27 protein-coding genes are annotated in these 24,025 nt (G+C 67.8%); 14 read left to right on the top strand and 13 right to left on the bottom strand.

Annotation, left to right across the window (positions count from 1 at the left end):
* The first annotated feature begins 97 nt into the window (after positions 1 to 97).
* The 7 genes from JYG37_RS22815 to JYG37_RS22785 all read left to right on the top strand — a co-directional run bounded on the left by JYG37_RS22815 (position 98) and on the right by JYG37_RS22785 (position 8,172).
* A complete protein-coding gene (locus tag JYG37_RS22815) occupies positions 98 to 1,057 on the top strand; it encodes an AraC family transcriptional regulator (RefSeq protein WP_050015075.1) in 960 nt (319 codons plus the stop codon).
* Positions 1,058 to 1,177: 120 nt separating this feature from the next.
* Positions 1,178 to 2,122, top strand: coding sequence for a substrate-binding domain-containing protein (locus JYG37_RS22810; RefSeq protein WP_050015077.1), 945 nt, complete (start codon positions 1,178 to 1,180; stop codon positions 2,120 to 2,122).
* 5 nt (positions 2,123 to 2,127) lie between these two features.
* Complete coding sequence (locus JYG37_RS22805) at positions 2,128 to 3,705, top strand: sugar ABC transporter ATP-binding protein (RefSeq protein ID WP_373452507.1); 1,578 nt, start codon at positions 2,128 to 2,130, stop codon at positions 3,703 to 3,705.
* Positions 3,692 to 4,705, top strand: coding sequence for an ABC transporter permease (locus JYG37_RS22800; protein ID WP_034175227.1), 1,014 nt, complete (start codon positions 3,692 to 3,694; stop codon positions 4,703 to 4,705). Before JYG37_RS22805 ends, JYG37_RS22800 begins: the two co-directional genes overlap by 14 nt.
* A gap of 46 nt (positions 4,706 to 4,751) precedes the next feature.
* Positions 4,752 to 5,840 carry an alcohol dehydrogenase catalytic domain-containing protein gene (locus JYG37_RS22795; RefSeq protein WP_050015079.1) on the top strand — a complete coding sequence of 363 codons (1,089 nt, stop codon included), beginning with the start codon at positions 4,752 to 4,754 and terminating at the stop codon, positions 5,838 to 5,840.
* Positions 5,841 to 5,869: 29 nt separating this feature from the next.
* The gene (locus JYG37_RS22790; protein WP_124555990.1) at positions 5,870 to 7,417 is read left to right on the top strand and encodes an FGGY-family carbohydrate kinase; all 1,548 of its coding nucleotides are present in this window, start codon (positions 5,870 to 5,872) and stop codon (positions 7,415 to 7,417) included.
* Positions 7,414 to 8,172, top strand: a complete 759-nt coding sequence (locus tag JYG37_RS22785) for an SDR family oxidoreductase (RefSeq protein WP_204384372.1) — start codon at positions 7,414 to 7,416, stop codon at positions 8,170 to 8,172. The genes JYG37_RS22790 and JYG37_RS22785 overlap by 4 nt, the downstream gene beginning before the upstream one ends.
* Before the next feature lie 50 nt (positions 8,173 to 8,222).
* On the opposite strand, the gene JYG37_RS22780 is transcribed toward JYG37_RS22785, so the two are convergent.
* From JYG37_RS22780 to JYG37_RS22745, 8 genes are all read right to left on the bottom strand, one after another.
* Positions 8,223 to 8,363, bottom strand: coding sequence for a hypothetical protein (locus JYG37_RS22780; protein WP_012339712.1), 141 nt, complete (start codon positions 8,361 to 8,363; stop codon positions 8,223 to 8,225).
* Between the two features lie 172 nt (positions 8,364 to 8,535).
* Positions 8,536 to 9,120, bottom strand: a complete 585-nt coding sequence (locus JYG37_RS22775) for a nucleotidyltransferase family protein (RefSeq protein WP_089489535.1) — start codon at positions 9,118 to 9,120, stop codon at positions 8,536 to 8,538.
* Positions 9,121 to 9,222: 102 nt separating this feature from the next.
* A complete protein-coding gene (locus tag JYG37_RS22770) occupies positions 9,223 to 9,465 on the bottom strand; it encodes a M15 family metallopeptidase (RefSeq protein WP_213346477.1) in 243 nt (80 codons plus the stop codon).
* Between the two features lie 108 nt (positions 9,466 to 9,573).
* Complete coding sequence (locus JYG37_RS22765; RefSeq protein ID WP_213346644.1) at positions 9,574 to 9,969, bottom strand: type II toxin-antitoxin system VapC family toxin; 396 nt, start codon at positions 9,967 to 9,969, stop codon at positions 9,574 to 9,576.
* On the bottom strand, positions 9,966 to 10,205 hold the full coding sequence (locus JYG37_RS22760; protein WP_021158157.1) for a type II toxin-antitoxin system Phd/YefM family antitoxin: 240 nt from the start codon (positions 10,203 to 10,205) through the stop codon (positions 9,966 to 9,968). The genes JYG37_RS22765 and JYG37_RS22760 overlap by 4 nt, the downstream gene beginning before the upstream one ends.
* Positions 10,206 to 10,290: 85 nt before the next feature.
* Positions 10,291 to 10,974 carry a Fe2+-dependent dioxygenase gene (locus JYG37_RS22755; protein ID WP_213346476.1) on the bottom strand — a complete coding sequence of 228 codons (684 nt, stop codon included), beginning with the start codon at positions 10,972 to 10,974 and terminating at the stop codon, positions 10,291 to 10,293.
* Positions 10,971 to 11,726: a tetratricopeptide repeat protein gene (locus tag JYG37_RS22750; RefSeq protein ID WP_124638452.1), complete on the bottom strand. Its 756-nt coding sequence runs from the start codon at positions 11,724 to 11,726 to the stop codon at positions 10,971 to 10,973. The genes JYG37_RS22755 and JYG37_RS22750 overlap by 4 nt, the downstream gene beginning before the upstream one ends.
* A gap of 3 nt (positions 11,727 to 11,729) precedes the next feature.
* Complete coding sequence (locus JYG37_RS22745; RefSeq protein ID WP_213346474.1) at positions 11,730 to 13,973, bottom strand: TonB-dependent receptor; 2,244 nt, start codon at positions 13,971 to 13,973, stop codon at positions 11,730 to 11,732.
* Positions 13,974 to 14,294: 321 nt separating this feature from the next.
* On the opposite strand from JYG37_RS22745, the gene JYG37_RS22740 reads away from it, so the two are divergent.
* Together JYG37_RS22740 and JYG37_RS22735 are read left to right on the top strand one after the other, a co-directional pair.
* Positions 14,295 to 14,534 (top strand): FitA-like ribbon-helix-helix domain-containing protein, encoded by a 240-nt coding sequence (locus JYG37_RS22740; protein WP_060733370.1) that lies wholly within the window; start codon positions 14,295 to 14,297, stop codon positions 14,532 to 14,534.
* The gene (locus tag JYG37_RS22735; RefSeq protein WP_050017416.1) at positions 14,531 to 14,950 is read left to right on the top strand and encodes a type II toxin-antitoxin system VapC family toxin; all 420 of its coding nucleotides are present in this window, start codon (positions 14,531 to 14,533) and stop codon (positions 14,948 to 14,950) included. Before JYG37_RS22740 ends, JYG37_RS22735 begins: the two co-directional genes overlap by 4 nt.
* A 139-nt stretch (positions 14,951 to 15,089) precedes the next feature.
* Here the strand turns inward: JYG37_RS22735 and JYG37_RS22730 are convergent, their stop codons facing one another.
* On the bottom strand, positions 15,090 to 16,385 hold the full coding sequence (locus tag JYG37_RS22730; RefSeq protein WP_050017417.1) for an aspartate carbamoyltransferase: 1,296 nt from the start codon (positions 16,383 to 16,385) through the stop codon (positions 15,090 to 15,092).
* 223 nt (positions 16,386 to 16,608) lie between these two features.
* Between JYG37_RS22730 and JYG37_RS22725 the strand changes: the two genes are divergently transcribed.
* Positions 16,609 to 16,743, top strand: a complete 135-nt coding sequence (locus JYG37_RS22725; RefSeq protein ID WP_050017418.1) for an entericidin A/B family lipoprotein — start codon at positions 16,609 to 16,611, stop codon at positions 16,741 to 16,743.
* A 94-nt stretch (positions 16,744 to 16,837) separates the two neighbouring features.
* Here the strand turns inward: JYG37_RS22725 and JYG37_RS22720 are convergent, their stop codons facing one another.
* The 3 genes from JYG37_RS22720 to JYG37_RS22710 all read right to left on the bottom strand — a co-directional run bounded on the left by JYG37_RS22720 (position 16,838) and on the right by JYG37_RS22710 (position 19,497).
* Complete coding sequence (locus JYG37_RS22720; protein ID WP_213346472.1) at positions 16,838 to 17,386, bottom strand: permease; 549 nt, start codon at positions 17,384 to 17,386, stop codon at positions 16,838 to 16,840.
* 201 nt (positions 17,387 to 17,587) lie between these two features.
* Positions 17,588 to 18,520 (bottom strand): DMT family transporter, encoded by a 933-nt coding sequence (locus JYG37_RS22715; RefSeq protein ID WP_213346470.1) that lies wholly within the window; start codon positions 18,518 to 18,520, stop codon positions 17,588 to 17,590.
* Between the two features lie 182 nt (positions 18,521 to 18,702).
* On the bottom strand, positions 18,703 to 19,497 hold the full coding sequence (locus JYG37_RS22710) for an AraC family transcriptional regulator (protein ID WP_213346469.1): 795 nt from the start codon (positions 19,495 to 19,497) through the stop codon (positions 18,703 to 18,705).
* Positions 19,498 to 19,667: 170 nt separating this feature from the next.
* Here JYG37_RS22710 and JYG37_RS22705 point away from each other — a divergent pair, with 170 nt between their 5' ends.
* Both JYG37_RS22705 and JYG37_RS22700 read left to right on the top strand, forming a co-directional pair.
* A complete protein-coding gene (locus JYG37_RS22705; protein ID WP_124638470.1) occupies positions 19,668 to 20,501 on the top strand; it encodes a molybdenum cofactor biosynthesis F family protein in 834 nt (277 codons plus the stop codon).
* Positions 20,498 to 21,307 carry an SDR family oxidoreductase gene (locus JYG37_RS22700; RefSeq protein ID WP_050017423.1) on the top strand — a complete coding sequence of 270 codons (810 nt, stop codon included), beginning with the start codon at positions 20,498 to 20,500 and terminating at the stop codon, positions 21,305 to 21,307. Before JYG37_RS22705 ends, JYG37_RS22700 begins: the two co-directional genes overlap by 4 nt.
* A 126-nt stretch (positions 21,308 to 21,433) precedes the next feature.
* On the opposite strand, the gene JYG37_RS22695 is transcribed toward JYG37_RS22700, so the two are convergent.
* Positions 21,434 to 22,126, bottom strand: a complete 693-nt coding sequence (locus tag JYG37_RS22695) for a dihydrodipicolinate reductase C-terminal domain-containing protein (protein WP_050017424.1) — start codon at positions 22,124 to 22,126, stop codon at positions 21,434 to 21,436.
* A gap of 379 nt (positions 22,127 to 22,505) precedes the next feature.
* Here JYG37_RS22695 and JYG37_RS22690 point away from each other — a divergent pair, with 379 nt between their 5' ends.
* Positions 22,506 to 23,219 carry an SDR family NAD(P)-dependent oxidoreductase gene (locus tag JYG37_RS22690; RefSeq protein ID WP_176015816.1) on the top strand — a complete coding sequence of 238 codons (714 nt, stop codon included), beginning with the start codon at positions 22,506 to 22,508 and terminating at the stop codon, positions 23,217 to 23,219.
* An 89-nt stretch (positions 23,220 to 23,308) separates the two neighbouring features.
* A complete protein-coding gene (creB, locus tag JYG37_RS22685; protein WP_050017426.1) occupies positions 23,309 to 24,022 on the top strand; it encodes a two-component system response regulator CreB in 714 nt (237 codons plus the stop codon).
* Positions 24,023 to 24,025: the final 3 nt, after the last annotated feature.

Below are 24,025 nucleotides of genomic sequence, written 5' to 3'. Positions count from 1 at the left end.
CTTCCCATGCGACCGGTCGCCGTGCCGCGCGAAACACGCGGCACGCGCGCCCAGCCGAACAGGCCGGCCAGCAATATATGGGAATGGAGACGCCAACATGATGCACCCCGATCTCGAAGTGGTCGAAGTGCGACGCGACGAGTCGTTCAAGGTCTGGTCGCACGGCTATCCGTATCGCACGATCCGCTGGCATTTCCATCCCGAATTCGAGCTGCACCTGATCGTCGCGACGCACGGCAAGTATTTCGTCGGCGATCACATCGGCTCGTTCGGCCCGGGCCATCTCGTGCTGCTCGGCCCGAACCTGCCGCACAACTGGGTCAGCGACATGGCCGAAGGCGAAACCGTCGAGCGCCGCAATCTCGTGATCCAGTTCGATCCGTCGTTCGTGCGTCGCTGCATGGACGCATTCCCCGAATGCCGCGACGCGCAGGCGCTGCTCGACGACGCGCGGCGCGGAGTCGGCTTCGACACCGCGACGAGCGCCGCGATCGCGCCGTTGTTCGACGAACTGCTGACCGCGCGCGGCATGCGCCGCATCGCGCTGTTCATGACGATCCTCGAACGGCTGTGCGGCGCGGCGGAGCGCACGCTGCTCGCGAGCCCCGCGTACGACCAGGCCGACGTCACGCCGACACGGCTCAGCCACGCGCTGTCGTATATCGGCAAGAACCTCGCTTCCGAGCTGCGCGAATCCGATCTCGCGCAACTGACCGGGCAGAGCGTCAGCGCGTTCTCGCGCGCGTTCCATCGCCATACGGGCATGCCGTTCGTCCAGTACGTGAATCGTCTGCGGATCGAATCCGCGTGCCAGATGCTGCTCGCCGACGACGCAAGCATCACCGACATCTGTTTCCAGGCCGGCTTCAATAACGTGTCGAACTTCAACCGCCAGTTCCGCGCGGTGAAGGGAATGGCGCCGTCCGAATTCCGCGCGCTGCAGCGCCTGAACGTGCGCAGCCGCGAGCTGGCGCTGCACGCGGCGCCGACCGGTAACCCGCTGCCGCCGCGCGTGCTGACGCCCGGTGCGCCCGAACTCATGCCGCAGCCCGGATGATCGCCGGGCCGCCGCCCGCCCGAGTTTTACCCGCCGTTTCACCCAGCCGATCGCGTCGCTCACGTCGCGAGGGGCGCATTCACCCACGAAAAAGCCGCACACAATTCTGGAGACACCGTCATGACGCACGCATCGCCCGCTTCATCCCCCCGTCGCGCCGCCCGCCTGGCGGCCGTTGCCGCGCTCGCCGTCGCGGCGCTGTTGCCCGCCGCGGCCGCGCATGCCGCGCCGCTGCGGATCGGCATGACGTTCCAGGAACTGAACAACCCGTACTTCGTGACGATGCAAAAGGCGCTGAACGACGCGGCCGCGTCGATCGGTGCGCAGGTCGTCGTCACCGACGCGCATCACGACGTCAGCAAGCAGGTGAGCGACGTCGAGGACATGCTGCAGAAGAAGATCGACATCCTGCTCGTGAACCCGACCGATTCGACCGGCATCCAGTCGGCGATCACGCAGGCGAAGAAGGCCGGCGCGGTGGTCGTCGCCGTCGACGCGAACGCGAACGGCCCGGTCGATTCGTTCGTCGGCTCGAAGAATTACGACGCGGGCGTGATGTCGTGCGAATACCTCGCGAAGGCGATCGGCGGCAGCGGCGAGGTCGCGATCCTCGACGGCATTCCGGTCGTGCCGATTCTCGAACGCGTGCGCGGCTGCAAGGCCGGACTCGCGAAATTCCCGAACGTGAAGCTCGTCGATACGCAGAACGGCAAGCAGGAGCGCGCGACCGCGCTGTCAGTCACCGAGAACATGATCTCCGCGCATCCGAACCTGAAGGGCCTCTTCAGCGTGAACGACGGCGGCTCGATGGGCGCGCTCGCCGCGATCGAGGGGTCCGGCAAGGACATCAAGCTGACGAGCGTCGACGGCGCGCCCGAGGCGATCGCCGCGATCCAGAAGCCGAACTCGAAGTTCATCGAGACGACCGCGCAGTTCCCGGCCGACCAGGTGCGCATCGCGCTCGGCATCGCGATCGCGCGCAAGTGGGGCGCGACGGTGCCGAAGGCGATCCCCGTCGACGTGAAGGTCGTCGATCGCGGCAACGCGAAGGGTTTCAGCTGGTGAACGACGTGCGACGCGACGCGAAGGGCGGCGGCGCGGCCGACGCCCTTCGCACGGAGAAGCCGATGGACACGATACTCAGGCTCAGCCACATCACGAAAAGCTTTCCCGGCGTGAAGGCGCTGTCCGACATTCATCTGGAGATCGCGCGCGGCGAGATCCATGCGCTGCTCGGCGAGAACGGCGCGGGCAAGTCGACGCTGATGAAGATCCTGTGCGGCATCCACCAGCCGGATGCCGGCACGATCGAGATCGACGGCGCCGCGCGCCATTTCGCGGACTATCACGACGCGGTCGCGGCCGGCGTCGGCATCGTGTTCCAGGAGTTCAGCCTGATTCCGCACCTCGATGCCGTCGACAACCTGTTCCTCGGCCGCGAGCTGCGCAACCGCTGGGGCGCGCGCGACCGCAAGCGGATGCGCGCCGCGGCGGCGAGCATCTTCGCGCGGCTCGGCGTGGCGATCGATCTCGATGCGCCGATCCGCACGCTGTCGGTCGCGCAGCAGCAGTTCGTCGAGATCGGCAAGGCGCTGTCGCTCGACGCGCGCATCCTGATCCTCGACGAACCGACCGCGACGCTCACGCCGGCCGAGGCCGAGCACCTGTTCGCGATCATGCGCGAGCTGAAGCGGCAGGGCGTCGCGATGATCTTCATCTCGCATCACCTCGACGAGATCTTCGCGGTGTGCGACCGGATCACGGTGCTGCGCGACGGCCAGTACGTCGCGACGACCGAGGTCGCGCACACCGACGTCGAGCAACTGGTGCGCATGATGGTCGGCCGCCGGATCGAGAGCAGCTTTCCGCCGAAGCCGGTCTTGCCGGCCGACGCGCCGGCCGTGCTCGAAGTCGATGCGCTGCAGATCGAGCGCGACGGCCCGGTGAACCGCTTTGCGTTGCGTGAAGGCGAGATCCTGGGTTTCGCGGGCCTGGTCGGCTCGGGCCGCACGGAAACCGCGCTCGCGGTGATCGGCGCGACGCGTGCGCATCGCAAGGCACTGCGCGTGCGCGGCGCGGCGGCGAAGCTCGCCGATCCGGCCGACGCACTGCGTGCGGGCATCGGCATCCTGCCGGAAAGCCGCAAGACGGAAGGGCTCGTCACGTCGTTCTCGATTCGCGACAACATCTCGCTGAACAACCTCGGCAAGTACCGGTCGATGCGCTGGCTGATCGACCGGCGCGGCGAGGCGCGCACCACGCACGACGTGATGCGGCGCGTCGGCGTGAAGGCGCCGTCGATCCACACCGAGGTCGCGACGCTGTCCGGCGGCAACCAGCAGAAGGTCGTGATCGCGCGCTGGCTGAACCATCACACGTCGGTGCTGATCTTCGACGAGCCGACGCGCGGCATCGACGTCGGCGCGAAAGCCGAAATCTACGGGCTGATGCGCGAACTCACCGCGCGCGGCTACGCCATCATCATGATCTCGTCCGAATTGCCGGAAATCGTCGGCATGTGCGATCGCGTCGCCGTGTTCCGGCAGGGCCGCATCGAAGCGACGCTCGCCGGCGACGAGATCGATCCCGACACGGTCATGACCTATGCCACGACCGGCACGCGAGGAGCGACCCATGAACCTGCCTGATTCTTCTTCCACGCGTTCGACGACGCTCGCGGCCACCGCCGGAAACGGCGATGCGCCGCCGCCCCGCGCGATGTGGGCGCAGCTACGCCGCTCGACGCTGTTCTATCCGCTCGTCGGCCTGATCGTCGTATGCATCGCGATGATGATCGCGAGCCCGAGCTTCCTGTCGGCCGCGAACCTCGAGAACGTGCTGCGCCAGGTGTCGATCAACGCGATCATCGCGGTCGGCATGACCTGCGTGATCCTGACGGGGGGGATCGACCTGTCGGTCGGCTCGGTGATGGCGCTGTCGGGCACGCTCGCGGCCGGGCTGATGGTCGCGGGCGTCAACGCGGTCGCCGCGCTCGCGATCGGCATCGCGGTCGGGCTCGGCTTCGGCTTCCTGAACGGCGTGTTCGTCGCGTTCGCGGGGATGCCGCCGATCATCGTCACGCTTGCGACGATGGGCATCGCGCGCGGCCTCGCGCTGATCTATACGGGCGGCTATCCGATCGACGGGCTGCCCGACTGGGTCGCGTTCTTCGGCAGCGGCAAGGTGCTCGGCATCCAGGCGCCGGTGCTGATCATGCTGGTGGTCTATGCGATCGCATGGCTGCTGCTCGACCGGATGCCGTTCGGCCGCTACGTGTACGCGATCGGCGGCAACGAGCAGGCGACGCGGCTCACCGGCGTGCGGGTCGCACGCGTGAAGCTGATCGTCTACACGCTGGCCGGGCTCACGTCGGCGCTCGCCGCGATCGTGCTGACCGGGCGCTTGATGAGCGGGCAGCCGAACGCGGGCGTGGGCTTCGAGCTCGACGCGATCGCGGCCGTCGTGATGGGCGGCACGTCGATCTCCGGCGGGCGCGGCGCGATCCTCGGCACGCTGGTCGGCGCGCTGCTGCTCGGCGTGCTCAACAACGGGCTGAACATGATCGGCGTGAACCCGTACGTGCAGAACGTGATCAAGGGCGGAATCATTCTGCTCGCGATCTACATCAGCCGCGAGCGATCGCGGTAACTATTGATTAATCCGGTATCCGAATCACTCATAAAAGAGACAACCCATGACGACACCCGAAGCCCAGCCGCGCATGACCGCGGTCGTCTGCCACGGCCCCGAGGACTATCGCGTCGAACAGGTCGCGATGCCGCGCGCCGGTACGAACGAGCTCGTGATCCGCATCGCCGCGTGCGGGATCTGCGCGAGCGACTGCAAGTGCTACACCGGCGCCAAGATGTTCTGGGGCGGACCGAGCCCGTGGGTGAAGGCGCCGGTGATTCCCGGCCATGAATTCTTCGGCTATGTCGAGGCGCTCGGCGACGGCGCGGCCGAGCATTTCGGCGTCGCGTTGGGCGACCGCGTGATCGCCGAGCAGATCGTGCCGTGCGGCAAGTGCCGCTATTGCAAGTCGGGCCAGTACTGGATGTGCGAGGTGCACAACATCTTCGGCTTCCAGCGCGAGGTCGCCGACGGCGGGATGGCCGAGTACATGCGCATTCCGCCGACCGCGATCGTCCACAAGATTCCGCTTGGCGTATCGCTCGAGGACGCGGCGATCATCGAGCCGCTGTCGTGCGCGATTCATACGGTGAACCGCGGGGACGTCCAGCTCGACGACGTCGTCGTGATCGCCGGCGCGGGCCCACTCGGGCTGATGATGACGCAGGTCGCGCACCTGAAGACGCCGAAGAAGCTCGTCGTGATCGACCTGATCGACGAACGGCTCGAACTCGCGCGCCAGTACGGCGCCGACGTGACGATCAACCCGCAGCGCGACGACGCGCGCGAGATCGTCCGCGCGCTGACCGACGGCTACGGCTGCGACGTGTACATCGAGACGACCGGCGCGCCGGTCGGCGTGAACCAGGGGCTCGACCTGATCCGCAAGCTCGGCCGCTTCGTCGAATTCAGCGTGTTCGGCGAGGATGCGACCGTCGACTGGTCGATCATCGGGGACCGCAAGGAACTCGACGTACGCGGCGCGCACCTCGGGCCCTACTGCTATCCGGTCGCGATCGACCTGCTCGCGCGCGGGCTCGTCACATCGAAGGGCATCGTCACGCACGGTTTCGCGCTCGAGGACTGGGACGACGCGATCCGCGTCGCGAAATCGCCCGAATCGATCAAGGTGCTGCTGAAGCCGGCCCGCTGACGGCCGGCGTGCGCCTCACCGGAGACATCATGGAATACGTGATAGGCGTCGACATCGGCACGCAGAGCACCAAGGCGCTGTTGGTCGACCGGCACGGCACGATCGTCGCGCGGCGCTCGGCCGGCTACCAGCCCGATACGCCGCGCCCGCTGTGGGCCGAGCAGTGGCCGCAGGTGTGGTTCGACGCGGTGCGCGACTGCATCGCCGGCTGCGTGAGCGATGCGCGCGTGCAGGGCGTGCCGGCCGATGCGATCCGGGCGGTGTGCGTGAGCAGCCTGTACGGCGGCTCGGGCATCCCGGTCGACATCGACATGCGGCCGCTGCATCCGTGCCTGATCTGGATGGACCGGCGCGCGACCGCGGAAGTCGACTGGGTCAACGCACACGTGAACGTCGAGCGGCTGCGCGTGATCACCGGCAACGGCGTCGACAGTTACTACGGCTTCACCAAGATGCTGTGGCTGCGCGACCGGCGGCCGGACGTTTGGGCGAACGTGCGCTATTTCCTGCCGCCGAACGCGTACGTGATCTACCTGCTGACCGGCGAAGTCGCGGTCGATCACAGTTCGGCCGGCAATATCGGCGGCGTGTACGACGTCGCGCGCCGCGAGTGGTCCGACGATGCGCTCGACATGCTCGGCATTCCGGCGACGATGATGCCGGAACGGCTGGTCGATTCGACGGACGTCGTCGGCGGGTTGCTGTCGCAATGGACCGCGCCACTCGGGCTGCCGGCCGGCACGCCCGTCGTCGCGGGCGGCGTCGATGCGGCGGTCGCGACCTTCGCGGCCGGCGCGACGCGTACCGGGCAGCACGTCGCGATGATCGGCACCAGCATGTGCTGGGGCTACGTGAACCGGCACGTCGATGCGCGGCACGGCCTCGTCAGCATGCCGCACGTGTTCGACGGGCAGCGCGACCTGTACGTGTTCGGCGGCGCGATCACGGCCGGCGCGTCGGTCGCGTGGTTTCGCGACCAGTTCTGTCACGCGGAAATCGATGCGGCGCGGCTGCTGCCGCACGGCGATCCGCACGCGCTGCTCGAGGAGGCGGCCGAGCGCGTGCCGGCCGGCGCGGACGGCGTGCTGTTCCTGCCGTATCTGATGGGCGAGCGCAGCCCGGTGTGGGATGCGAAGGCGAGCGGCGCGTTCGTCGGGCTGAGCCTCGCGCACACGCGTGCGCATCTTTATCGTGCGGTGCTCGAAGGCGTCGCGTTCGCGTTGCGTCACAACATCGAGGCCGGCCGTCGTGGCGCGGTGGCGCTGGACGATCGACTGATCGTCGTCGGCGGGGCCGCGCATTCGGCGCTGTGGATGCAGATCATCGCGGACGTGACGGGTTTTCCGGTGTGGACGATCGAGCAGGACGTCGAAGCCGCGATGGGCGCCGCGTTGCTGGCGGGTGTGGGTGTGGGGCTGGTGTCGCGCGATGACGCGCAGGGCGGCTGGGTCACGCTCGTCGAGCGCGCGCGGCCCGATGCCGAGCGCGCGAAAACGTATGACGCGCGTTTTGCGCTCTACACGGCGCTGTATCCGGCGCTCAAGCCGATCATGCACAAGCTGGGCACGTCATCATGAACACACGATTCGATTTCAGCGGGTCAACGGTGCTCGTCACGGGCGCATCGAGCGGCATCGGCCGCGCGTGCGCGATCGCGCTGGCGCACGCAGGCGCGCGCGTCATCGCTGCAGCGCGAGACATGGCCGCGCTCGACGCGCTCGCCGGCGAGATTGCGTGCGATACGTTGCGCATGGATGTCGGCGGCGACCAACACGCGATCGATGCCGCGCTCGATGAGTACGATGCATTCGACGGCCTCGTCAATTGCGCGGGAATCGCGTCGCTCGAACCGGCGCTCGATGTCGACGCCGCGCATTTCGATCGCGTGATGGCCGTCAATGCGCGCGGCGCGGCGCTCGTCGCGCGGGCGGTGGCGCGCAAGATGATCGAGCGCGACGGACGCGGCGCGGCGAACGCACGGGGCAGCATCGTCAACGTGTCGAGTCAGGCGGCGCTCGTCGGCCTGCCCGCGCATCTGAGCTATTGCGCGTCGAAGGCGGCGATGGACGCGATCACGCGCGTGCTGTGCATCGAACTCGGGCCGTACGGCATTCGTGTGAACAGCGTGAACCCGACCGTCACGCTCACGCCGATGGCGCAGTTCGCGTGGAGCGCACCGGAAAAGCGCGCGCCGATGCTGGCCGCGATTCCGCTCGGCCGGTTCGCGCAGCCGGACGAAGTCGTCGAGCCGATCCTGTTTTTGCTGAGCGACGCGGCGTCGATGATCAGCGGCGTGTCGTTGCCGATCGACGGCGGGTATACCGCACGCTAGACCGCGTCACGGCAGTCGCGGGTCGAGTGCGCGGCGCGGCCGGCGCGCGGCTAGACCGGATCCTTGCTCGGCGGTCCGTCCGGCTGCTGCGGGTTGTCGTGATGGCCGGGCGGCGACGAGAACGGATCGTCTTCCGGATCGCGGTTCGGGTCGGCCGGTGGTTCGGGCGTCGGGGTCGTGTGGTCGCTCATGGAGAACTCGTGCAGTGCGTGACGGCGGTGGCGCGGCGGACGCGCCTCGTCTCCGTTATAGCCAATCGGTCGCGCGTTTGCAGCGGGATTCTTGCGATGGCTTGTCGATCGTCGGAGAAATCCGCCTATTGGCAGGGTTCGTGCGGGAACGTGCGGGCCCGCGCAATCAATGTCAGCGCAAATCCGCCGGTGTATCGACGTCGCGCAGGATGCCGGGATCGTCGACGTCGAGCAGGGCCACCGGCGCGCTGGCGAACAGTGCGCGAGCGCCCGCGTCGCCGTCGAGAGTGGCGAGCGCCTCGAAGTGGTGCGCGGCGAAACCGACCGGATGGCCGCGCACGCCGCGATGCGCGGGTGCGACGATCGACGCGCCGTCGGCGTCGAGCGCGCGTGTGACCGTTTCGTAAGTGGAAGCCGCGATCCACGGCATGTCGCCGAGCGCGACGAGCCAGCCGCTCGCATCGGGCGCGGTGCGAACGCCGGCCGCGAGGCTCGCGCCCATGCCGCGCAACGCGTCGGGGGCATAGACGACCTGACAGCCGGCTTCGTTCAGCAGGATCGCGAGCTTTTCGGCGCCGGGGCGCACCACGGCGATCACGTCGGCGGTGGCCGCCGCGAGACGGCGGGCGGCGGCGACCGCCACCGGTGTGCCGTCGGGAAGCCGGGCGAGCAGCTTGCTGTGCAGGCCGCTCGGGTCGAAGCGTTGACCAAGGCCGCCGGCGAGCAGGACGCCGGTCGCGAGTGACGCATAGGACATCGGCGCGCGGGGAGTGAGACAGGTGTTGCGATTGTGCGGGAGCACACGGGGATCGGCAAGTGAGGATGTTACCGAGTCACCTGTGTCGGATCGGGAAAACCGTCATCGCGATGCTTCGTCGAGCATGCTTTCGTCGACAGGACCGTAAATTGCGTGAGATTCGTTCTGCATGACGGCCCAATAGCGATCGTCGAACGACCAGTGCCACCATTCGGACGGGTAATTCGTGAAGCCGGCGCGGGTCAGTGCGTCGATCAGGATCTTGCGGTTCGCTGCGGCCGGGCGGCTGATGAACGGGTTGTGCGTGTAGCACGAGCAAGTGGCGCGACGACGGTTGCGAGCCACGAGCCGATATTGAATGAAGCGGTCGTGGTCGTTTTGGTCAGACGAATCGCCGATATGCCAGAGTCTGGCGGAAGAGGCGCCGCCGTTCGACCCACGGGCGCACGACGCTTACCAGAGCGTCTTGACGTGCGCGTACGCGCGGATTTTTTCGTCGCGGGTGACGAGCGGCGCGCCGAGCCGCCGCGCGGTCGCGACGAGCATGCGATCGGCCGGATCCTTGTGGAACGTGCCGGGCAGGTCGGTGGATTTCGCGGCGATGTCGGCATCGACCGGCACGAACCGCATGCCGTCGATTTGCGCGACGGTGGCGAGCCATGCGTCGACATCCATTGTCAGGGCGAGGCGGTCGTTGCGCACCAGCATCGCGATTTCCCACGCGGAGATGGCCGATGCGACGAGCGTGCCTTCGCCCCGTGCGCGATCGATCGCGCTTCGCGCTTTCTTGCTGAGCGCAGGGTCGCCCGCCACCCACCACACCAATGCATGCGTATCCAGCACGATCACCGCGACGCCTCCCAATCATCTTCCGCAATCGGATCGAGAGGATTGTCGTAGCGCATGACCGAACCGCGCAATATGTCCAACGGCTGAGCTTCGCGCGAGCGATACGGGCGGATCTCGAGCGTCGGTTTGCCGTGGTCGGTGACGATCAGGCTTTCGCCCGACGCCTCGACGAGCCGGAAGTATTCGAGTGCGCGAGCCTTGAATTCGGATTTCGATACGGGAGCGTGCGGCATCATGATTTGAGCATGGTCATACGACGATGGTCATTTTAGACCCGCGTTTCGACGCCGCGCAAGCGCTGTGGAGCGTGCCCGGCTCACGCTATGCATCCGCCCACTTCCTCAACAGGTTGTGATAAATCCCGGTCAGCGAAATGACCACCGGGTCCTTCGCCCCTTTTTCCGCGGAAAGCGCCTGAATTTGCGTATCGAGCTGAAACAGCAGCGTGCGATCGCCATCGTCGCGCACCATGCTCTGAATCCAGAAGAACGATGCCACACGTTCACCGCGCGTCACCGGCGTCACGTGATGCAGGCTCGACGCTGGATACAGCACGAGGTCGCCTGCCGGCAGCTTCGCGCGATGCACGCCGTAGGTATCCTCGACGCATAGTTCGCCGCCGTCGTATGCGTGGGGTTCCTCGAGGAACAGCGTCGCCGACAGATCGCTGCGCACACGAAAATCCGTGCCGCGCAGCAGCCGGATCGCGTTGTCGACGTGCGTGCCGAACGTCTCGCCGCCTTCATAGCGATTGAACAGCGGCGGAAACACCTTGAGCGGCAGCGCCGCCGAAAAGAACAGCGGATGGCGGGCGAGCGCATCCTGGATTGCGTCGCCGACGGTGCGCGCGACCGGTGAACCTTCCGGCAATTGCCGATTGCGTTTCGCGAGCGCCGACTGCGCGCCGGAGGTTGCGTTGCCATCGACCCATTCGGCGGCATCGAGCAGGTCGCGGCATTGCGCGACTTGCGCTCGGGTCAGTACGCCGGGGATATGAAGCATCATGATGCGGTTTCCATTGCGTGCGGCGCCAGCTGCATGGCCGCCGAACGAAAAGCGTCGAGCGGCGACGACACGAGATACGCACGCATCTTCGCGATGAACGCGGGTGTCGCGGTGGCCGGCACGCGCGCGAGCCAGGCGAGCGCTTCGTCGACGCGCCCGCGTTCGGCGAGCAGCCGCGCATAGTTGAACTGGCCACGAAAATCGCCGGCGTCGGCCGCACGGCGATAGTGGTCGAACGCGGCGTCGATATCGACCGATACGACCCAGCCGTCCTCGTAGAAGCCGCCGATCAGGTTGATCGATTTCGCGTGACCGAGCGCGGCCGCGCGGCGGAACCAGTCGAGCGCGTCGGCGCGGTTCTCGTCGACGCCGTTGCCGAGGGCAAGTGCGGTCGCGTAGTTGTACATGCCCCAATCGAGGCCTGCCTGCGCGGCGAGCCGATACCAGTACACGGCGACCGGCGCGCACGCGGCCGTGCCCCAGCCGAACTCGTAGCAGCGCCCGAGCATGTTCATCGCCATCGGGTGGCTGGCCCGCGCCGCGTGCCGGAACCAGTTGAACGCGGCCGCCGGATCGCGCGCGACGCCGTGCCCGTCGAGCAGGTATTGTCCGTACACGGCCTGCGCGTCGACGATACCGTGGTCGGCCGCCGCCGCGACCCACGCGGCGGCGCGCTCGGGCGGCCCGGCCAGGATGTCGGCGAACTCGCGCGGCGAGACCGACGCGAGCGCCTTCAGCGATACGGCCTCCATTGATCAGTAGCGCGCGTTCAGCGTGACGAACGCCGAGCGGCCCGGCGCGATCGACGCATAGTGCGCCGGATACGCCTGATCGAAGTACGTGCGGTTGAACAGGTTGTTCACGTTCAGTTGCAGGTCGAGCTTCTTGTTGATCCGGTACTGCGCCATCGCGTCGAAGCGCCAGTACGACGGCACGGCGCGCAGGTTCGCGGGATCGCCGAACACTTCCGACATGTAGAACGCGCCGCCGCCGACCGTGAACTTCGGCGTGACGTCGTAGTTCGACCACATCGTGAGGCTGTGCTTCGGCGTGTTCGGGAAGCGGTTGCCGTTGTTCGCGGCGTCCTTGCCGTTGTCGCGCAACGCGCTCTTCATGTACGTGTAGCCGCCGAACACCTGCCATTGCTTCGTGATCTGGCCGGCGAGGCCGAGCTCGAGGCCCTGCACGCGCTTGTTGCCGACCATCGCGTACTGGTTGTTCGGCAGCGTCACGCGCGCGTTCGTCGTATCGATCTGGAACAGCGCGGCCGTCAGCGACAGCTGGTCGTTCAGCACGTTCCATTTCGTGCCGAGTTCGATGCTGCGGTTCTTCTCGGGCGCCATCTGGTCGGCGTTCGGGCCGACGCCGCCGCGGCCCGGCGTCAGCGACTGCGTTTCGCTGCCTTCGCCGAGCAGCATGCCGGCCGGCGTCGACGACGTCGCATACGACGCGTAGATGCTGCCGTTCCGTGCGGGCTTGAACACGAGGCCGGCTTGCCAGTTGAACAGCGTGTCGTCGCGCGTGTAGGTCTTGCCGCCGTTGGCCTTGGTGTCGGTGAAGCGGGTCGAATAGTCGTCGACGCGCACGCCGGCGTTCACCTGCCAGCGCGGCGTGAGCTCGATCGTGTCGAAGCCGTAGATCGACTTCGTCGTGGTGCGCGCATGCGCATAGTCGTTGTTGCGCGTGATCGAACCGGCCCACGGATCGTTCGGGTTCGGCGACCACAGGCTCGTGCAGTTGTAGCCCGACGGCGCACCGATGCCTTTCTGGCAGATCGTGCCCTTGTCGGTTGCCACCGTGTACGAATCGCGCTTGCCCCATTCGCGGGACAGCTCGATGCCGGTCGTGAAGCTGTGCTTGAACGGGCCCGTGCGGAATTCGCCGAACAGCTCGGTCAGGTTCGCGAGGCTGTTGATCGAGCTGTCGCGGTTGTTGTTGCGGCGCCAGACCTTGCCGTTCACCACGTTGCCCTGGCTGTCGTCCGGCTGCGTCCAGATGTAGTCCTGCGTCGATTCCGTGTAGCGCGTGGTGTTGCGCACCGTCAGGTTCGGCGTGATGTCGTGCTCGATCTTGATCGTGCTGATGTCCGACGTGGTCTTGCGGAAGTCGCGGTCGATCAGGCCGTAGAAGTTGTGGCGATCGACGGGCGCCGGATAGATCGTGCCGACGTTCGCGGGCTTGTTCGACGTCGTGTAGAAGTACGGGATCCCGCCGTCGGGCATGTCGTCGGTTGACAGGTGGTAGTAGCTCGCGGTCACGCGCGTCGGCGTGCCGAGGCCGAACGCGATCGACGGCGCGACGCCCCAGCGCTCGTTGTTGACGGCGTCGCGGCCGGCGACGTCGTTGTTGTGACTCATCAGGTTCAGGCGGAACGCGGCGTGATCGGCGAACTGCCAGTTGCCGTCGGCGGTGAAGCGGCGATAGCGGTCGGTGCCCAGGCCCGCGCTCGCGGCGGCCGTCGTGCCGAGATGCGGGGCCTTCGTGATCAGGTTGATGCTGCCGCCGGCACCGCCGCGGCCGCCGTACGCGCCGTCGGAGCCTTTCGTGATCTCGACGCGCTCGGTGTTGAAGATCTCGCGCGTGGTGGCGCCCGTGTCGCGCATGCCGTCGACGAACATGCTGCCCTGCGTGTCGTAGCCGCGGATGAACGGACGATCGCCGAGCGGGTTGCCGCCTTCGCCGGCGCCGAACGTGATGCCGGGCACCGTGCGCAGCGCTTCGGTCAGCGTCGCCGCGCCGCTGCTCTGGATCAGTTCCTGCGGGATCACGGTGACGGATTTCGGCGTGTCGACGAGCGGCGCGGTGAATTTCGCGGAAGCGGAAAAGTCGGCCTTGAAGCTGTGCTCGGTCTTGCCCTGGATCTCGATTGGTGCAAGGTGGCCCTCGGTGCTGACGGGCGCCGCGGGCGGCGTGCCGTCGGCGAACGCGGGGCTCGCGGCGAGCACGCTGCACAGGGTGGTGAATTTACCGAGCCTCAGCTCGTCGGGACGGGACTTCATGGTGCGCTTCGACCTCGCGGTGTGGCCCCGGGGCGGTGCGTTGCGGAAACGTGCATGCCGCCGGGAATTATTACGATTTGTTTTCAGGCGGCATTCTATGTAATTTCTTGTTGAATGAGAAGCGTTCTTGTTCGCGTTTGTGCGGGGATTGTTGACGAATGTTGCAGAGGGTTTGTGGGGGATTGCGGGGCGGGAGGATGGCCGAACGGCCGAATGGGAGAGGCGTGGCGGGCGGCTTACAGTGGCCGAATCTTCCTTCGACTCAAATGACTGCAAGGTGTTAGTATGACTGCATTGCAGGCAAATGTAGTGAGGCGCATCATGCCCATGATCACCGTTCGAAATTTGCCCGACGAAGTGCATCGCGCGCTTCGAATCCGGGCTGCGCAACATGGCCGCAGTACCGAGGCCGAGGTGCGAGACATCCTCGAGCAAGCCGTTCGGCCGGGAGGGCGGCTGAGACTGGGAACGTTGCTCGCTGAAATCGGGCGAGAGGCTGGCGGCATCGATTTCGAAGTTCAGCGTGATAAGACGCCAACCGATCCCATGAGCTTCGAATGATCCTGGTCGATACCAACGTCATTTCCGAGCCGCTGCGGCGCGAGCCGAGCGCAGCCGTGATCGAATGGCTCGACGCGCAGAACGTCGACACGTTGTTTGTAGCCGCAATCAGTCTGGCGGAGATTCGGTTCGGCGTGGCCGTGTTGCCGGTGGGGCGCAGGCGGGACTGGCTCGAGCAAAGCATCGAGCAGCGCGTCGTGCCGTTGTTTCGCGGCCGGATCCTGCCGTTCGACGATGCGGCCAGCAAGGCGTATGCGAGCCTTCGCGCCAAGGCGCGTGGTACGGGCAACGCGATGGCGTCTGCCGATGGCTTCATCGCGGCAACCGCCGCCGCGAACGGTTTGATCGTGGCCACGCGCGACGTCGCGCCGTTCGAGGCAGCGGGCTTGCGTGTGATCGATCCCTGGGCCAGCTGACGCCGGCTCGGCCGCCGTCACGTTACCGGCGTCGAAAATGACAGCGCGCCGTGCAAGCCGGCGCGTTGGGTGCGTGCCGGCTGCGCGCGGCCCTTGAACCGGGGCAATCTCGGTTCAGCCGCGCGACACCGGCTGCAGGTCAGTCGATTCCGTGAAACACCGCATCCTCCGGGCCGAGGTACGCCGGCGGACGCCACGTCGCATCGCGCATCGAGTGCTGGACGAGATTCTCGACACCCAGCAGCACCGCGAAGATCGCCATTCGCACCGGAATGCCGTTGTCGGTCTGCCGGAAGATCGCGAGACGCGGGTCGCGGTTCAGGTCGACCGACAGGTCGTTCGCGCCCGGCCGGCTATCGCGCGGCAGCGGGTGCATGATCAGCGTGTCGGGCTTGCATACCGAATCGACGAGCGCCTGGTTGATCTGGAAATCCGGCGTATAGCCTTCGAACGACTCGTCGGTGAAGCGCTCTTTCTGAATCCGCGTCGCGTAGACGACATCCGCGCCGCGCAGCCCGGCCGCGAGGTCGTTCGTCTGCTCGACCACATGGCCGTTCGTCGAAATCTGGTCGACGATGTACGCCGGCATCTCGAGCGTCGGCGGCGATACGAGCGTGAACTTCAGCCCGCGGTACAGCGCGAGCAGCTTGACGAGCGAGTGCACGGTGCGGCCGTATTTCAGGTCGCCGACCAGCGCGATGTGCGCGCCGTCGACGATCTTGCCGAGCCGCGAGAATTCGCGCTGGATCGTATACAGGTCGAGCAGCGCCTGGCTCGGGTGCTCGCCGGGGCCGTCGCCGCCGTTGATCACCGGCAGGTTCGTCGCGCGTGCGAATTCGGCCACCGAGCCTTTTTCCGGATGGCGGATCACGAGCGCGTCGACGTAGCCGGCCATTACGCGGCTCGTGTCGTAGATCGATTCGCCCTTGGCCATCGACGAGAACGTGAAGCCCGTCGTGTCGCACACCGAGCCGCCGAGCCGGCAGAAGGCCGCGCCGAACGACACGCGCGTGCGCGTGCTGGCCTCGAAGAACAGGTTGCCGAGCACCGCGCCTTCGAGCACGCGCGAAATCTTGTGGCGTCGCGCGATCGGCTGCATGACGTCGGCCACGCGGAACAGCGCCTCGACCGAATCCCGCGAGAACTGCTCGACCGAGATCAATTGCGGCTTGCCTTCGAACAGGAACTGCTTCGCGAGCCCTTGTTTATCTACGCTTTGCGTATAGTTCTCGCCGTCCGGCGCTGGGCGTTCGACGATTTCCGACACGAAGCGCTCGACGATCTCGGGCATCCCGCGCGATTCCTGGGAATCGTCCGGAAGCAGCCAGGTATCCAGCGCGCGCCGGCTGACGCCGATGCGATTCGCGAATGCCTCGCGGGTCATGTTGAGGCGGCGCATCGCGTCGCGGAGGAAGGCTTGCTGGGGAACGGTCATCGGCGGCTCCTGGGCGAAAAATATACGCGGTGCGTATATTAGTTCCTCGCGCAATGAAGTCAAGAAAAATCTGTGCGCACGCGCGGCCGGGCCGTACTGGCGCGCGGCGCGGCTCTCCGTATAATCAGGTCAGGCCCCGTGTCCGGCAGCGTGCCGGGCGCCACGCCACACACGATTCACACGATTCGCCCGGTCGGGCTTGTTGATTCCAAGGAGAATGAGAATGACGCGTACGATTGCTGCAATGCTGCTGGTGCTGACCGCCGCGCTCGCCGGTTGCAATACGGTCGCCGGCGTGGGCCAGGATATTTCGAAGGGCGGCCAGGCGATCAGCGATTCGGCTGAAAAGGCCAAGTAAGCCGACCGGTTCAGGCATGCAGAAGGCGCCGGGCCTTCCCGCGATGGCGGGGCGGCCCGGTGCCTTTTTCGTGCGCGGGTCGATGCCGGCGGCGTCAGGCGTGTTCCACGAACGCGTAACGGCCTTCGACCTTGCGCGGCGTGAACCAGCCGTAGTCGGGGAACAACCGGTTGCGGACGAACCACACGTAACCGACCAGCACGACCGTGATCGCGAGGCTCGGCAGCGCGGTCGCCGGATCGCGCCCGAGGTCGGCGACGGTCTTCGGCATCTGCAGCAGCGACAGCAGGATGAACGCGTGATACGCGCCGACACGTTGGGTCGCAAAGCCCCAGATGAACAGCAGCGACAGCGGCACGGTCAACGCGAGGAATACGGTGACGAGGACGGTGCCGGCGCCGGATGCGAAGAAGTAGTACGCAAGCATCAGGCTGATGACCAGTTGGGCGATGCCGAGCGCGATCAGGATCCGGACGTGCACCTTGTTCTTGCGGCAGCGTTCGGGGTCCGGGCACGACGCGATCAGATGCGCGAGCACGCGATCCCTGAGCCCCTGTCCGGACAGTTCGGCCAGCGCGTCGGCTTTCCTCGTTCCCGCGGACAGCAGCACCGCGATGCTTGTTTTGGCTTCCTTCCTGTTCATTGTTTGGCGGATTGTTGTTCGAGGGTGGTCAAAGGGGCCGGCCACGCGAATATTGCATCTCGCGCAGCCGTGCGCAACGGTTTTGCGGTGCGCGGACACATTCCTACAGTCGCCGGCTGCATCGTGGCGAAGGCGGGGAGCGGCAGGCGATGCGACGGCAGGGCGCCGCCGCCGTTTCCGCCGGGACGCGATGAGCGCGAGTCAGTCGATGGCGGTCCGCGCAGCGATCGTCGCGCGTGATTCGGCGGGCGGCTCGCGCCGTCGCGTCGCGCCGACCAGCATGCCGGCGACGACGAGCGCGATGCCGGCGACACGCGTGCCGGTCAGCGCTTCGCCGAACAGCGCGACCGCGAACAGCACGGCCGAAACCGGCGCGACCGCGGTGAACAGGGCGGCCTCGGTGCCGCTCGTGCGCGCCGAACCCGCATACCAGCACAGGTAGCCGAGCACGGTCGGGATCAGCGCGTAGTACGCGATCGCCGACACGGCGCCGACGGTCCAGCCGCTCGCCACCGCGCGCCATTCGAACGCGGCCGGCACGAGTGCGAGCACGAAGCCGAGGCCCGACATCGCGGTGGAAAGCGCAAGCGGCGGCAACGGCGCGGCAAGCCGCCGGTTGAGCAGGATGAAAATCGCTTCGCATGCGACGGCCGCCAGTACCAGCGCATCGCCGGCAAGCGTCTGCAGCGACGGCATCGCATGGCCTGGCGCGAACGTGACGAACAGCACACCGGCGGTGGCGAGCGCGGCGGCCAGCCAGTCGCGCGGCGTCTGCCGCTCGCGCAGCACGACGGCCGCGATCAACGTCGACATGGCCGGCAGCGTGCCGAGCATCACGCCCGCATCGAGCGGCGACGACAGCTTCGTCCCGCTGATCAGCAGCACCGTATAGCCGACGCCGCCCGCCGCCGCCTGGATGACGAGCAGCACGGCGTCGCGTGCGCAAATGCGGGGCCAGCGCATGCGCTGCGCGCGCATCAGCGCGAACAGCAGCGGGGTCGCGATCAGGAAGCGCAGCGCGGTGGCCGCGAATGGCGACAGGCCGCCGGCCGCGAGACGGCTCGCGATGACGGTGCTGCCGACGCCCGCCATCGCGGCGGCGAGATAGAGATAACCAATCAGTCGTGTCTTCATGCGCCGCATCGTCGCGTACCGGGCACGGGGCGTCTTGAACGAAATTGCAGCAGAGGGAGGCGTTGAATACGGTGCGCCGTCGACATGTCCGGACGCAATGGGGCGCGGCTGCCGTCGAGGTGGCAACCGCATTTCGAATGAAGTGCGCCCGGCGGCCTCGCGCGCGCCGGCGATAGCGCGACTTAACCCGCCTGCGTGAACCGCCCCGGCGTGATCCCGAACTGGCGCGCGAACGCGCGCGTCAGGTGGCTCTGATCGGCGAAGCCGGCTTCAGCCGCGGCATCGGCGATCGGCAAACCGCGGGCCAGCAACGCGCGCGCGAGCCGCGTGCGCGACTGAACCAGATAGGCATGCGGCGTGATGCCGAGCTCGCGCGCGAAGCCGCGCAGCAACTGGAAGCGGCTGACGCCGCTCAGGTCGGCCAGCTCGGCGAGCGACACGGGGGCGGCCGGCGCCGCGTCGAGCCGCTCGCGGGCGACGCGGACCGCGGGTGCGACGCCGGCCGCCGGCAGCGTGCGGTTTGCGTGCCGGGCAAGCAAACCGGCGACGAGCATCACGAGCGCTTCGTCGCGGGCCAGCGGCTGGGTTTCGCCTGCGACGATGCGTGCATGCAGCCGGCCGACGGCGGCCGAGAGGCGCGCGTCGCGCACGGCCGGATGCGCGAGCTCGACGCCGCCGACGCCTTCTTCCGCCGCGACGCCCGCGACCAGCGCGGGCGCGAGGTACAGCATCCGCCAGCGCCGGCCGGTGCCGGCCTCGAGCGGCGAACCGTCGTGCATCTCGCCCGGGTTGACCATGATCGTGTCGCCGGCCAGCGCGTCGACCTGCCCGCGGCCGCTCCACGACCGGTGCGCACCGCTGACGATCACGCCGACCCCGAATTCGTCGTGCGCGTGGCGCGGAAATGCGCGATCGGATTCGAGGCTGATCGTCTCGATGCCTTCGCCGGTGCGTCGGTAGTGGGTGACACGGTGCATGTGCGCTCCTCGCGCCGGTGGCGGCGCGGATCACGGGCACTTTAGCGCGTTCCGGCGCCGCGCGCCCTTCATCCGTTTGGCGGATACCGCGCGGCGCGCGCAGCCCGCACCATGTGCACATGAGCAGCGTACACGGCCCGCCGGGCCTGAAGCTGCGCGGGAGAGGGCAGGTGGAACGACAGGATCCGGTATTCATTCAGGTGGGCGCGCTCGCGGACGGCTTCGCGCCGGACGCGAACGTCCTCGCCCCCGTCGACGCACTCGTCGGGCGGACGCTGACGCTCGACGACGCATCGGGCGCGTGGCGTATCTATACGTTCGAGCCGGGCGCGCTGCAGTGGCGCGATGCGGCGACCGGTACGAACGGCCGCGCGGCGTGCCGCGTGACGCGGCTGCGCGACGGGCTGTACTTCGTCGACTACATCGATGCGACCGCTCGGGCGACGTCGGTGAGCCTCGTGATCGATCTCGACACCGGTGTGTGGACGGCGGTCGTCGGTACGCTGCCGACGGAAGCGGACACGCGCATCGATGCATTCACGCGCGTCGCGCACGGGCTGCCGCTGACGGCCGTCGATGCGCAATTCCGACACGGTACGCTGGGCGGCCACGCCCGGCCGGGGCCGCTGCATGCGCCCACGCGCGAGTTGATCGGCAAGCGGACGATGTACCGCTACAGCCCGACCGAATGCTACGAGCACATCTACCTGAACGAGAATTTCTACGCGTGGCAGTGCCTGCAGGGCGTCGAAGGCGGGCTGGCCGATGTCGACCGCTGTCATTACTTCAGGATTGCAGACGCGCTTTACTTGTTCGTGTGGCGTGAGAAGGTGGTGCCGACGCTCGGCGTCGTGCTGATCGACTTCGCGCAGCGCAAGACCGACGGCAAGATCTTCGGCTATCAGGGCAGCGATTTCGGCACGTTGTCGAATTTCCAGATCGGCGCATACGCGCAGGTGCTGAACGAAACCGTGCATCCGCTCGGCGACGAGGCGCGGCGATGACTGCCGTGCTCGGCAGCGGCCGCTTGCGTGCGGATTTCAGCGGTCGCGTCGTGCTCGTCACGGGCGCCGCGCAAGGGATCGGCGCGGCGATCGCGCGCCGTTTCGCGGAATCCGATGCGTTCGTCGCGGTCGCCGACCTGAACGGCGATGCGGCCGCCGCGCAGGCCGACGCGCTGGCCGGCGCGGGCGGCGACGCACGCGCGTACCGGGTCGATGCCGCGAGCCGGGCCGAACTGGATGCGCTCGTCGCCGCAGTCGAGCGCGACGGCGGCCGGCTCGATGTCGTCATCCACAATGCCGCGTATTTTCCGTTGACGCCATTCGCGCAGATCGACGAGCCGACGCTCGAGCGGACGCTGTCGGTCAACCTGTCGGCGCTGTTCTGGCTTGCGCAGGCCGCGTTGCCGGCATTCGAGCGCGCGGGGGCCGGGCGGCTGCTCGTCACGTCGTCGGTGACGGGGCCGCGCGTCGCGTATCCGGGGCTCGCGCATTACGCGGCGTCGAAGGCCGGCGTGAACGGCTTCATTCGGGCGGCGGCGCTGGAGCTCGCGCGCCGCAACGTGACGGTCAACGGCGTCGAACCGGGGATGATCCGCACGCCGGCGGCCGGCAATCTCGGCGACGCGTCGGTCGCGGCGCAGATCGCGCGCGACATTCCGCTGGCACGGATGGGCGAGCCGGAGGATATCGCGAACGCGATGCTGTTTCTCGCGTCGGCCGACGCGGCGTACATCACCGGGCAGACGATCGTCGTCGACGGTGGCGCGACGTTGCCGGAGAGCGGGGCGGTGCTGGGAGACGGGTAGCGGTGAGCTAGCGAGGCCGGCCGTGGCGGCGGCCGCGGGCCGTGCGGGCATAGGCGGGCATAGGAGGGCATTTGCGGGCATAGGCCGGCCCACGCCACGGGGCCGTGCCGCACGCCAGCGCCGCGACTACAACCAGCCGTTGCGGATGAATTCGACGATCGAATAGCGACGATGCTCGAGATCGTGCTGCCGCACGGCCTCGACGATCCGCGATACGCCATCCGCATAGGGCGTATCGCCGGATACGCGCGATTCGAACTGGAGGCTGCATGCGCCATCGTCGATGCGTATCCGGTGAACCGCATGGCGGCCGAGCTGATCGTCCGGGATGCCGAATTCGCTGCGCTGCGCAGCCGGGTCGCGCACGGAGCGAATGGTTTCCGGCCGCACGCCGAGCGACCGGGCGATGCCGACGGCCGTGCCGGGGACGGACGTCTTGCCGGCCTGATGCGACTCGGTCACGCTGATCTCGCAGTCGCGGAACAGGTGGCCGCTGGTTTCCAGCATGCTCATGAACTTGAGCATCAGGATGTTCGTGTTCGGACACAGCACGACCGGAAAGCCGTACGTCCCGGTTTCGAGGTCGGAGCCGGTCGACAACTCGACGAGCGGCGACGCGGTGGCCTGGCAGAACGCGATCGCCGCGGCGAGTTCGCGGCCGGAACCGGCATGGACGACGATCGAGCGGGCGTCGCTACGCCGCGCGTCGGTTCGCGTGGCGTCCGACCACGGCATCACGCGACAGCTGGCCGGGTCGAGCTTGTGCGAGCCGAGCAACTCGTTGGCGAGCTTGCCGGTTCCGATGACGAGTACTTGCATGGGATGGACGGGTTGAGGTTCGGGATGCGAGACGGTGATGGGCGCGGGTCTTCGGGCAGGCCAGCCCGGCCGCCTTGCCGCGCGCCATGGGTGCCGGGCATCGCGCATTATGCCCGGCCGTCCGACCGCGTGCTCGTCGACTCGCGCAGGCATCGCACCGTCTCGCGACGGATAGGTCGCGATCTGTTTCGCGATGCCGCCGCCGAATGGCCGCCAGCTTCCCGTCGACCTTTCGCCGAGTTCCCTCCCTCCCGGCCAGCCGCGGTCCACCGACGGACGAACCGCGCGACCGCACCCTCATCCCGTGCGCACGAACGCGTGAACGGCGCTACGCTGTCGGCATTTCATCCCATCACCCTCGATCCAGGAGAACACATCGATGGAACACGACCTGAAAGGCAAGGCAGTCGCGATTACCGGCGGCTTCGGTCATCTGGGCGTCGCGACGGCCGCGTGGCTCGGCGAGCGCGGCGCACGCGTCGCGCTGATCGGCCGCGGCGCGGCTCCGGCAGCGCAGGCGCTACCCGGCGTGCCGGCCGATGCGCTGCGCATCGGCGGCATCGATCTCGTCGATCCGCAGGCCGCCGTGCAGGCGCTCGACGCGGTCAACCGCGAATTCGGCCAGGTCGACGCGCTGCTGAACATCGCGGGCGCATTCGTGTGGCAGACGATCGCCGACGGCGATGCCGCCACGTGGGACCGCATGTATGAACTGAACGTGAAGACAGCGCTGAACGCGTCGAAGGCCGCACTGTCGTACCTGGTCGCGAGCCCGGCCGGCCGCATCGTCAACATCGGCGCGGGCGCGGCGTTCAAGGCCGGCGCGGGAATGGGCGCGTATGCGGCCGCGAAGGCGGGCGTCGCGCGGCTCACCGAGGCGTTGGCGGCGGAACTGCTCGATCGCGGCGTGACCGTGAACGCGCTGCTGCCGAGCATCATCGACACGCCGCCGAACCGCAAGGACATGCCCGACGCCGACTTCTCGCGCTGGGTCCGGCCCGAACAGCTCGCGGCGACGATCGGATTCCTGCTGTCGGCCGACGCGCAGGCGATCACCGGTGCGTCGATTCCGGTGAGCGGCCGCGTCGCGTAGTGCGCCGCGGGCAGGGCTCGCCGGGGCCGGCCGTGCGTACAATGTCGCACCGGATTGCGCGACCCGGACCCGAGACCGAACCCGACACCATGACTCAGCCCACCATCCTGATCGTCGAAGACGAACAGGCGATCGCGGACACGATCGTCTATGCCCTCGGCACCGACGGCATGCAGACCGTCCACTGCACGCTCGGGCAGGCGGCGCTCGACCGCCTGCGCGACACGCGTGTGGATCTCGTGGTGCTCGACGTCGGCTTGCCGGACCTCAGCGGCTTCGAGGTATGCCGGCGGCTGCGCACGTTCACCGATATTCCGGTGATTTTCCTGACCGCGCGGCACGACGAGATCGACCGGATCGTCGGGCTCGAGATCGGCGCCGACGATTACGTCGTCAAGCCGTTTTCGCCGCGCGAGCTGGCCGCACGGGTGCGCGTGATCCTGCGCCGCTTCCGCCGGGCGGCCACACCGGAGCCGGCGCCCGCACCCGCGCTGGCCGACGCGCCTGCACCGGTCGCCGCCGGCTTCACGCTCGATGCCGACGGCGCGCGCGTGGCGTGGCTCGGCCACGCGCTGGACCTCACGCGCTACGAATTCGGACTGCTCGCGTTGCTGGTCCGGCATCCGGGCCGCATCTACTCGCGCGAACAATTGATGGATCTCGTGTGGCACGAGGCGCTCGATTCGGCCGACCGCACGGTCGACACGCACATCAAGACGCTGCGCGCCAAGCTGCGCGCGATCGATCCCGAGCGCGACCCGATCCGCACGCATCGCGGAATGGGTTATTCGCTGCAACCGTAACGA

The sequence above is a fragment of the Burkholderia sp. LAS2 genome (assembly GCF_018417615.1).
GTDB lineage: Bacteria > Pseudomonadota > Gammaproteobacteria > Burkholderiales > Burkholderiaceae > Burkholderia > Burkholderia sola.
The sequence above is the reverse complement of the archived record's forward strand: the minus strand, read 5'-3'. Positions and strand labels throughout refer to the sequence as shown.

What these genes read in the sequence shown, in the direction of transcription:
- JYG37_RS22785 (WP_204384372.1), top strand. Translation starts at nt 7,414, where the DNA reads ATGAACACACGATTCGATTTCAGCGGGTCAACGGTGCTCGTCACGGGC.
- JYG37_RS22760 (WP_021158157.1), bottom strand. Translation starts at nt 10,205, where the DNA reads ATGATGCCGCACGCTCCCGTATCGAAATCCGAATTCAAGGCTCGCGCA.
- creB (WP_050017426.1), top strand. Translation starts at nt 23,309, where the DNA reads ATGACTCAGCCCACCATCCTGATCGTCGAAGACGAACAGGCGATCGCG.
- JYG37_RS22735 (WP_050017416.1), top strand. Translation starts at nt 14,531, where the DNA reads ATGATCCTGGTCGATACCAACGTCATTTCCGAGCCGCTGCGGCGCGAG.
- JYG37_RS22780 (WP_012339712.1), bottom strand. Translation starts at nt 8,363, where the DNA reads ATGAGCGACCACACGACCCCGACGCCCGAACCACCGGCCGACCCGAAC.
- JYG37_RS22750 (WP_124638452.1), bottom strand. Translation starts at nt 11,726, where the DNA reads ATGGAGGCCGTATCGCTGAAGGCGCTCGCGTCGGTCTCGCCGCGCGAG.
- JYG37_RS22725 (WP_050017418.1), top strand. Translation starts at nt 16,609, where the DNA reads ATGACGCGTACGATTGCTGCAATGCTGCTGGTGCTGACCGCCGCGCTC.
- JYG37_RS22815 (WP_050015075.1), top strand. Translation starts at nt 98, where the DNA reads ATGATGCACCCCGATCTCGAAGTGGTCGAAGTGCGACGCGACGAGTCG.
- JYG37_RS22775 (WP_089489535.1), bottom strand. Translation starts at nt 9,120, where the DNA reads ATGTCCTATGCGTCACTCGCGACCGGCGTCCTGCTCGCCGGCGGCCTT.
- JYG37_RS22745 (WP_213346474.1), bottom strand. Translation starts at nt 13,973, where the DNA reads ATGAAGTCCCGTCCCGACGAGCTGAGGCTCGGTAAATTCACCACCCTG.
- JYG37_RS22740 (WP_060733370.1), top strand. Translation starts at nt 14,295, where the DNA reads ATGCCCATGATCACCGTTCGAAATTTGCCCGACGAAGTGCATCGCGCG.
- JYG37_RS22720 (WP_213346472.1), bottom strand. Translation starts at nt 17,386, where the DNA reads ATGAACAGGAAGGAAGCCAAAACAAGCATCGCGGTGCTGCTGTCCGCG.
- JYG37_RS22810 (WP_050015077.1), top strand. Translation starts at nt 1,178, where the DNA reads ATGACGCACGCATCGCCCGCTTCATCCCCCCGTCGCGCCGCCCGCCTG.
- JYG37_RS22710 (WP_213346469.1), bottom strand. Translation starts at nt 19,497, where the DNA reads ATGCACCGTGTCACCCACTACCGACGCACCGGCGAAGGCATCGAGACG.
- JYG37_RS22690 (WP_176015816.1), top strand. Translation starts at nt 22,506, where the DNA reads ATGGAACACGACCTGAAAGGCAAGGCAGTCGCGATTACCGGCGGCTTC.
- JYG37_RS22800 (WP_034175227.1), top strand. Translation starts at nt 3,692, where the DNA reads ATGAACCTGCCTGATTCTTCTTCCACGCGTTCGACGACGCTCGCGGCC.
- JYG37_RS22695 (WP_050017424.1), bottom strand. Translation starts at nt 22,126, where the DNA reads ATGCAAGTACTCGTCATCGGAACCGGCAAGCTCGCCAACGAGTTGCTC.
- JYG37_RS22795 (WP_050015079.1), top strand. Translation starts at nt 4,752, where the DNA reads ATGACGACACCCGAAGCCCAGCCGCGCATGACCGCGGTCGTCTGCCAC.
- JYG37_RS22730 (WP_050017417.1), bottom strand. Translation starts at nt 16,385, where the DNA reads ATGACCGTTCCCCAGCAAGCCTTCCTCCGCGACGCGATGCGCCGCCTC.
- JYG37_RS22790 (WP_124555990.1), top strand. Translation starts at nt 5,870, where the DNA reads ATGGAATACGTGATAGGCGTCGACATCGGCACGCAGAGCACCAAGGCG.
- JYG37_RS22700 (WP_050017423.1), top strand. Translation starts at nt 20,498, where the DNA reads ATGACTGCCGTGCTCGGCAGCGGCCGCTTGCGTGCGGATTTCAGCGGT.
- JYG37_RS22715 (WP_213346470.1), bottom strand. Translation starts at nt 18,520, where the DNA reads ATGAAGACACGACTGATTGGTTATCTCTATCTCGCCGCCGCGATGGCG.
- JYG37_RS22755 (WP_213346476.1), bottom strand. Translation starts at nt 10,974, where the DNA reads ATGATGCTTCATATCCCCGGCGTACTGACCCGAGCGCAAGTCGCGCAA.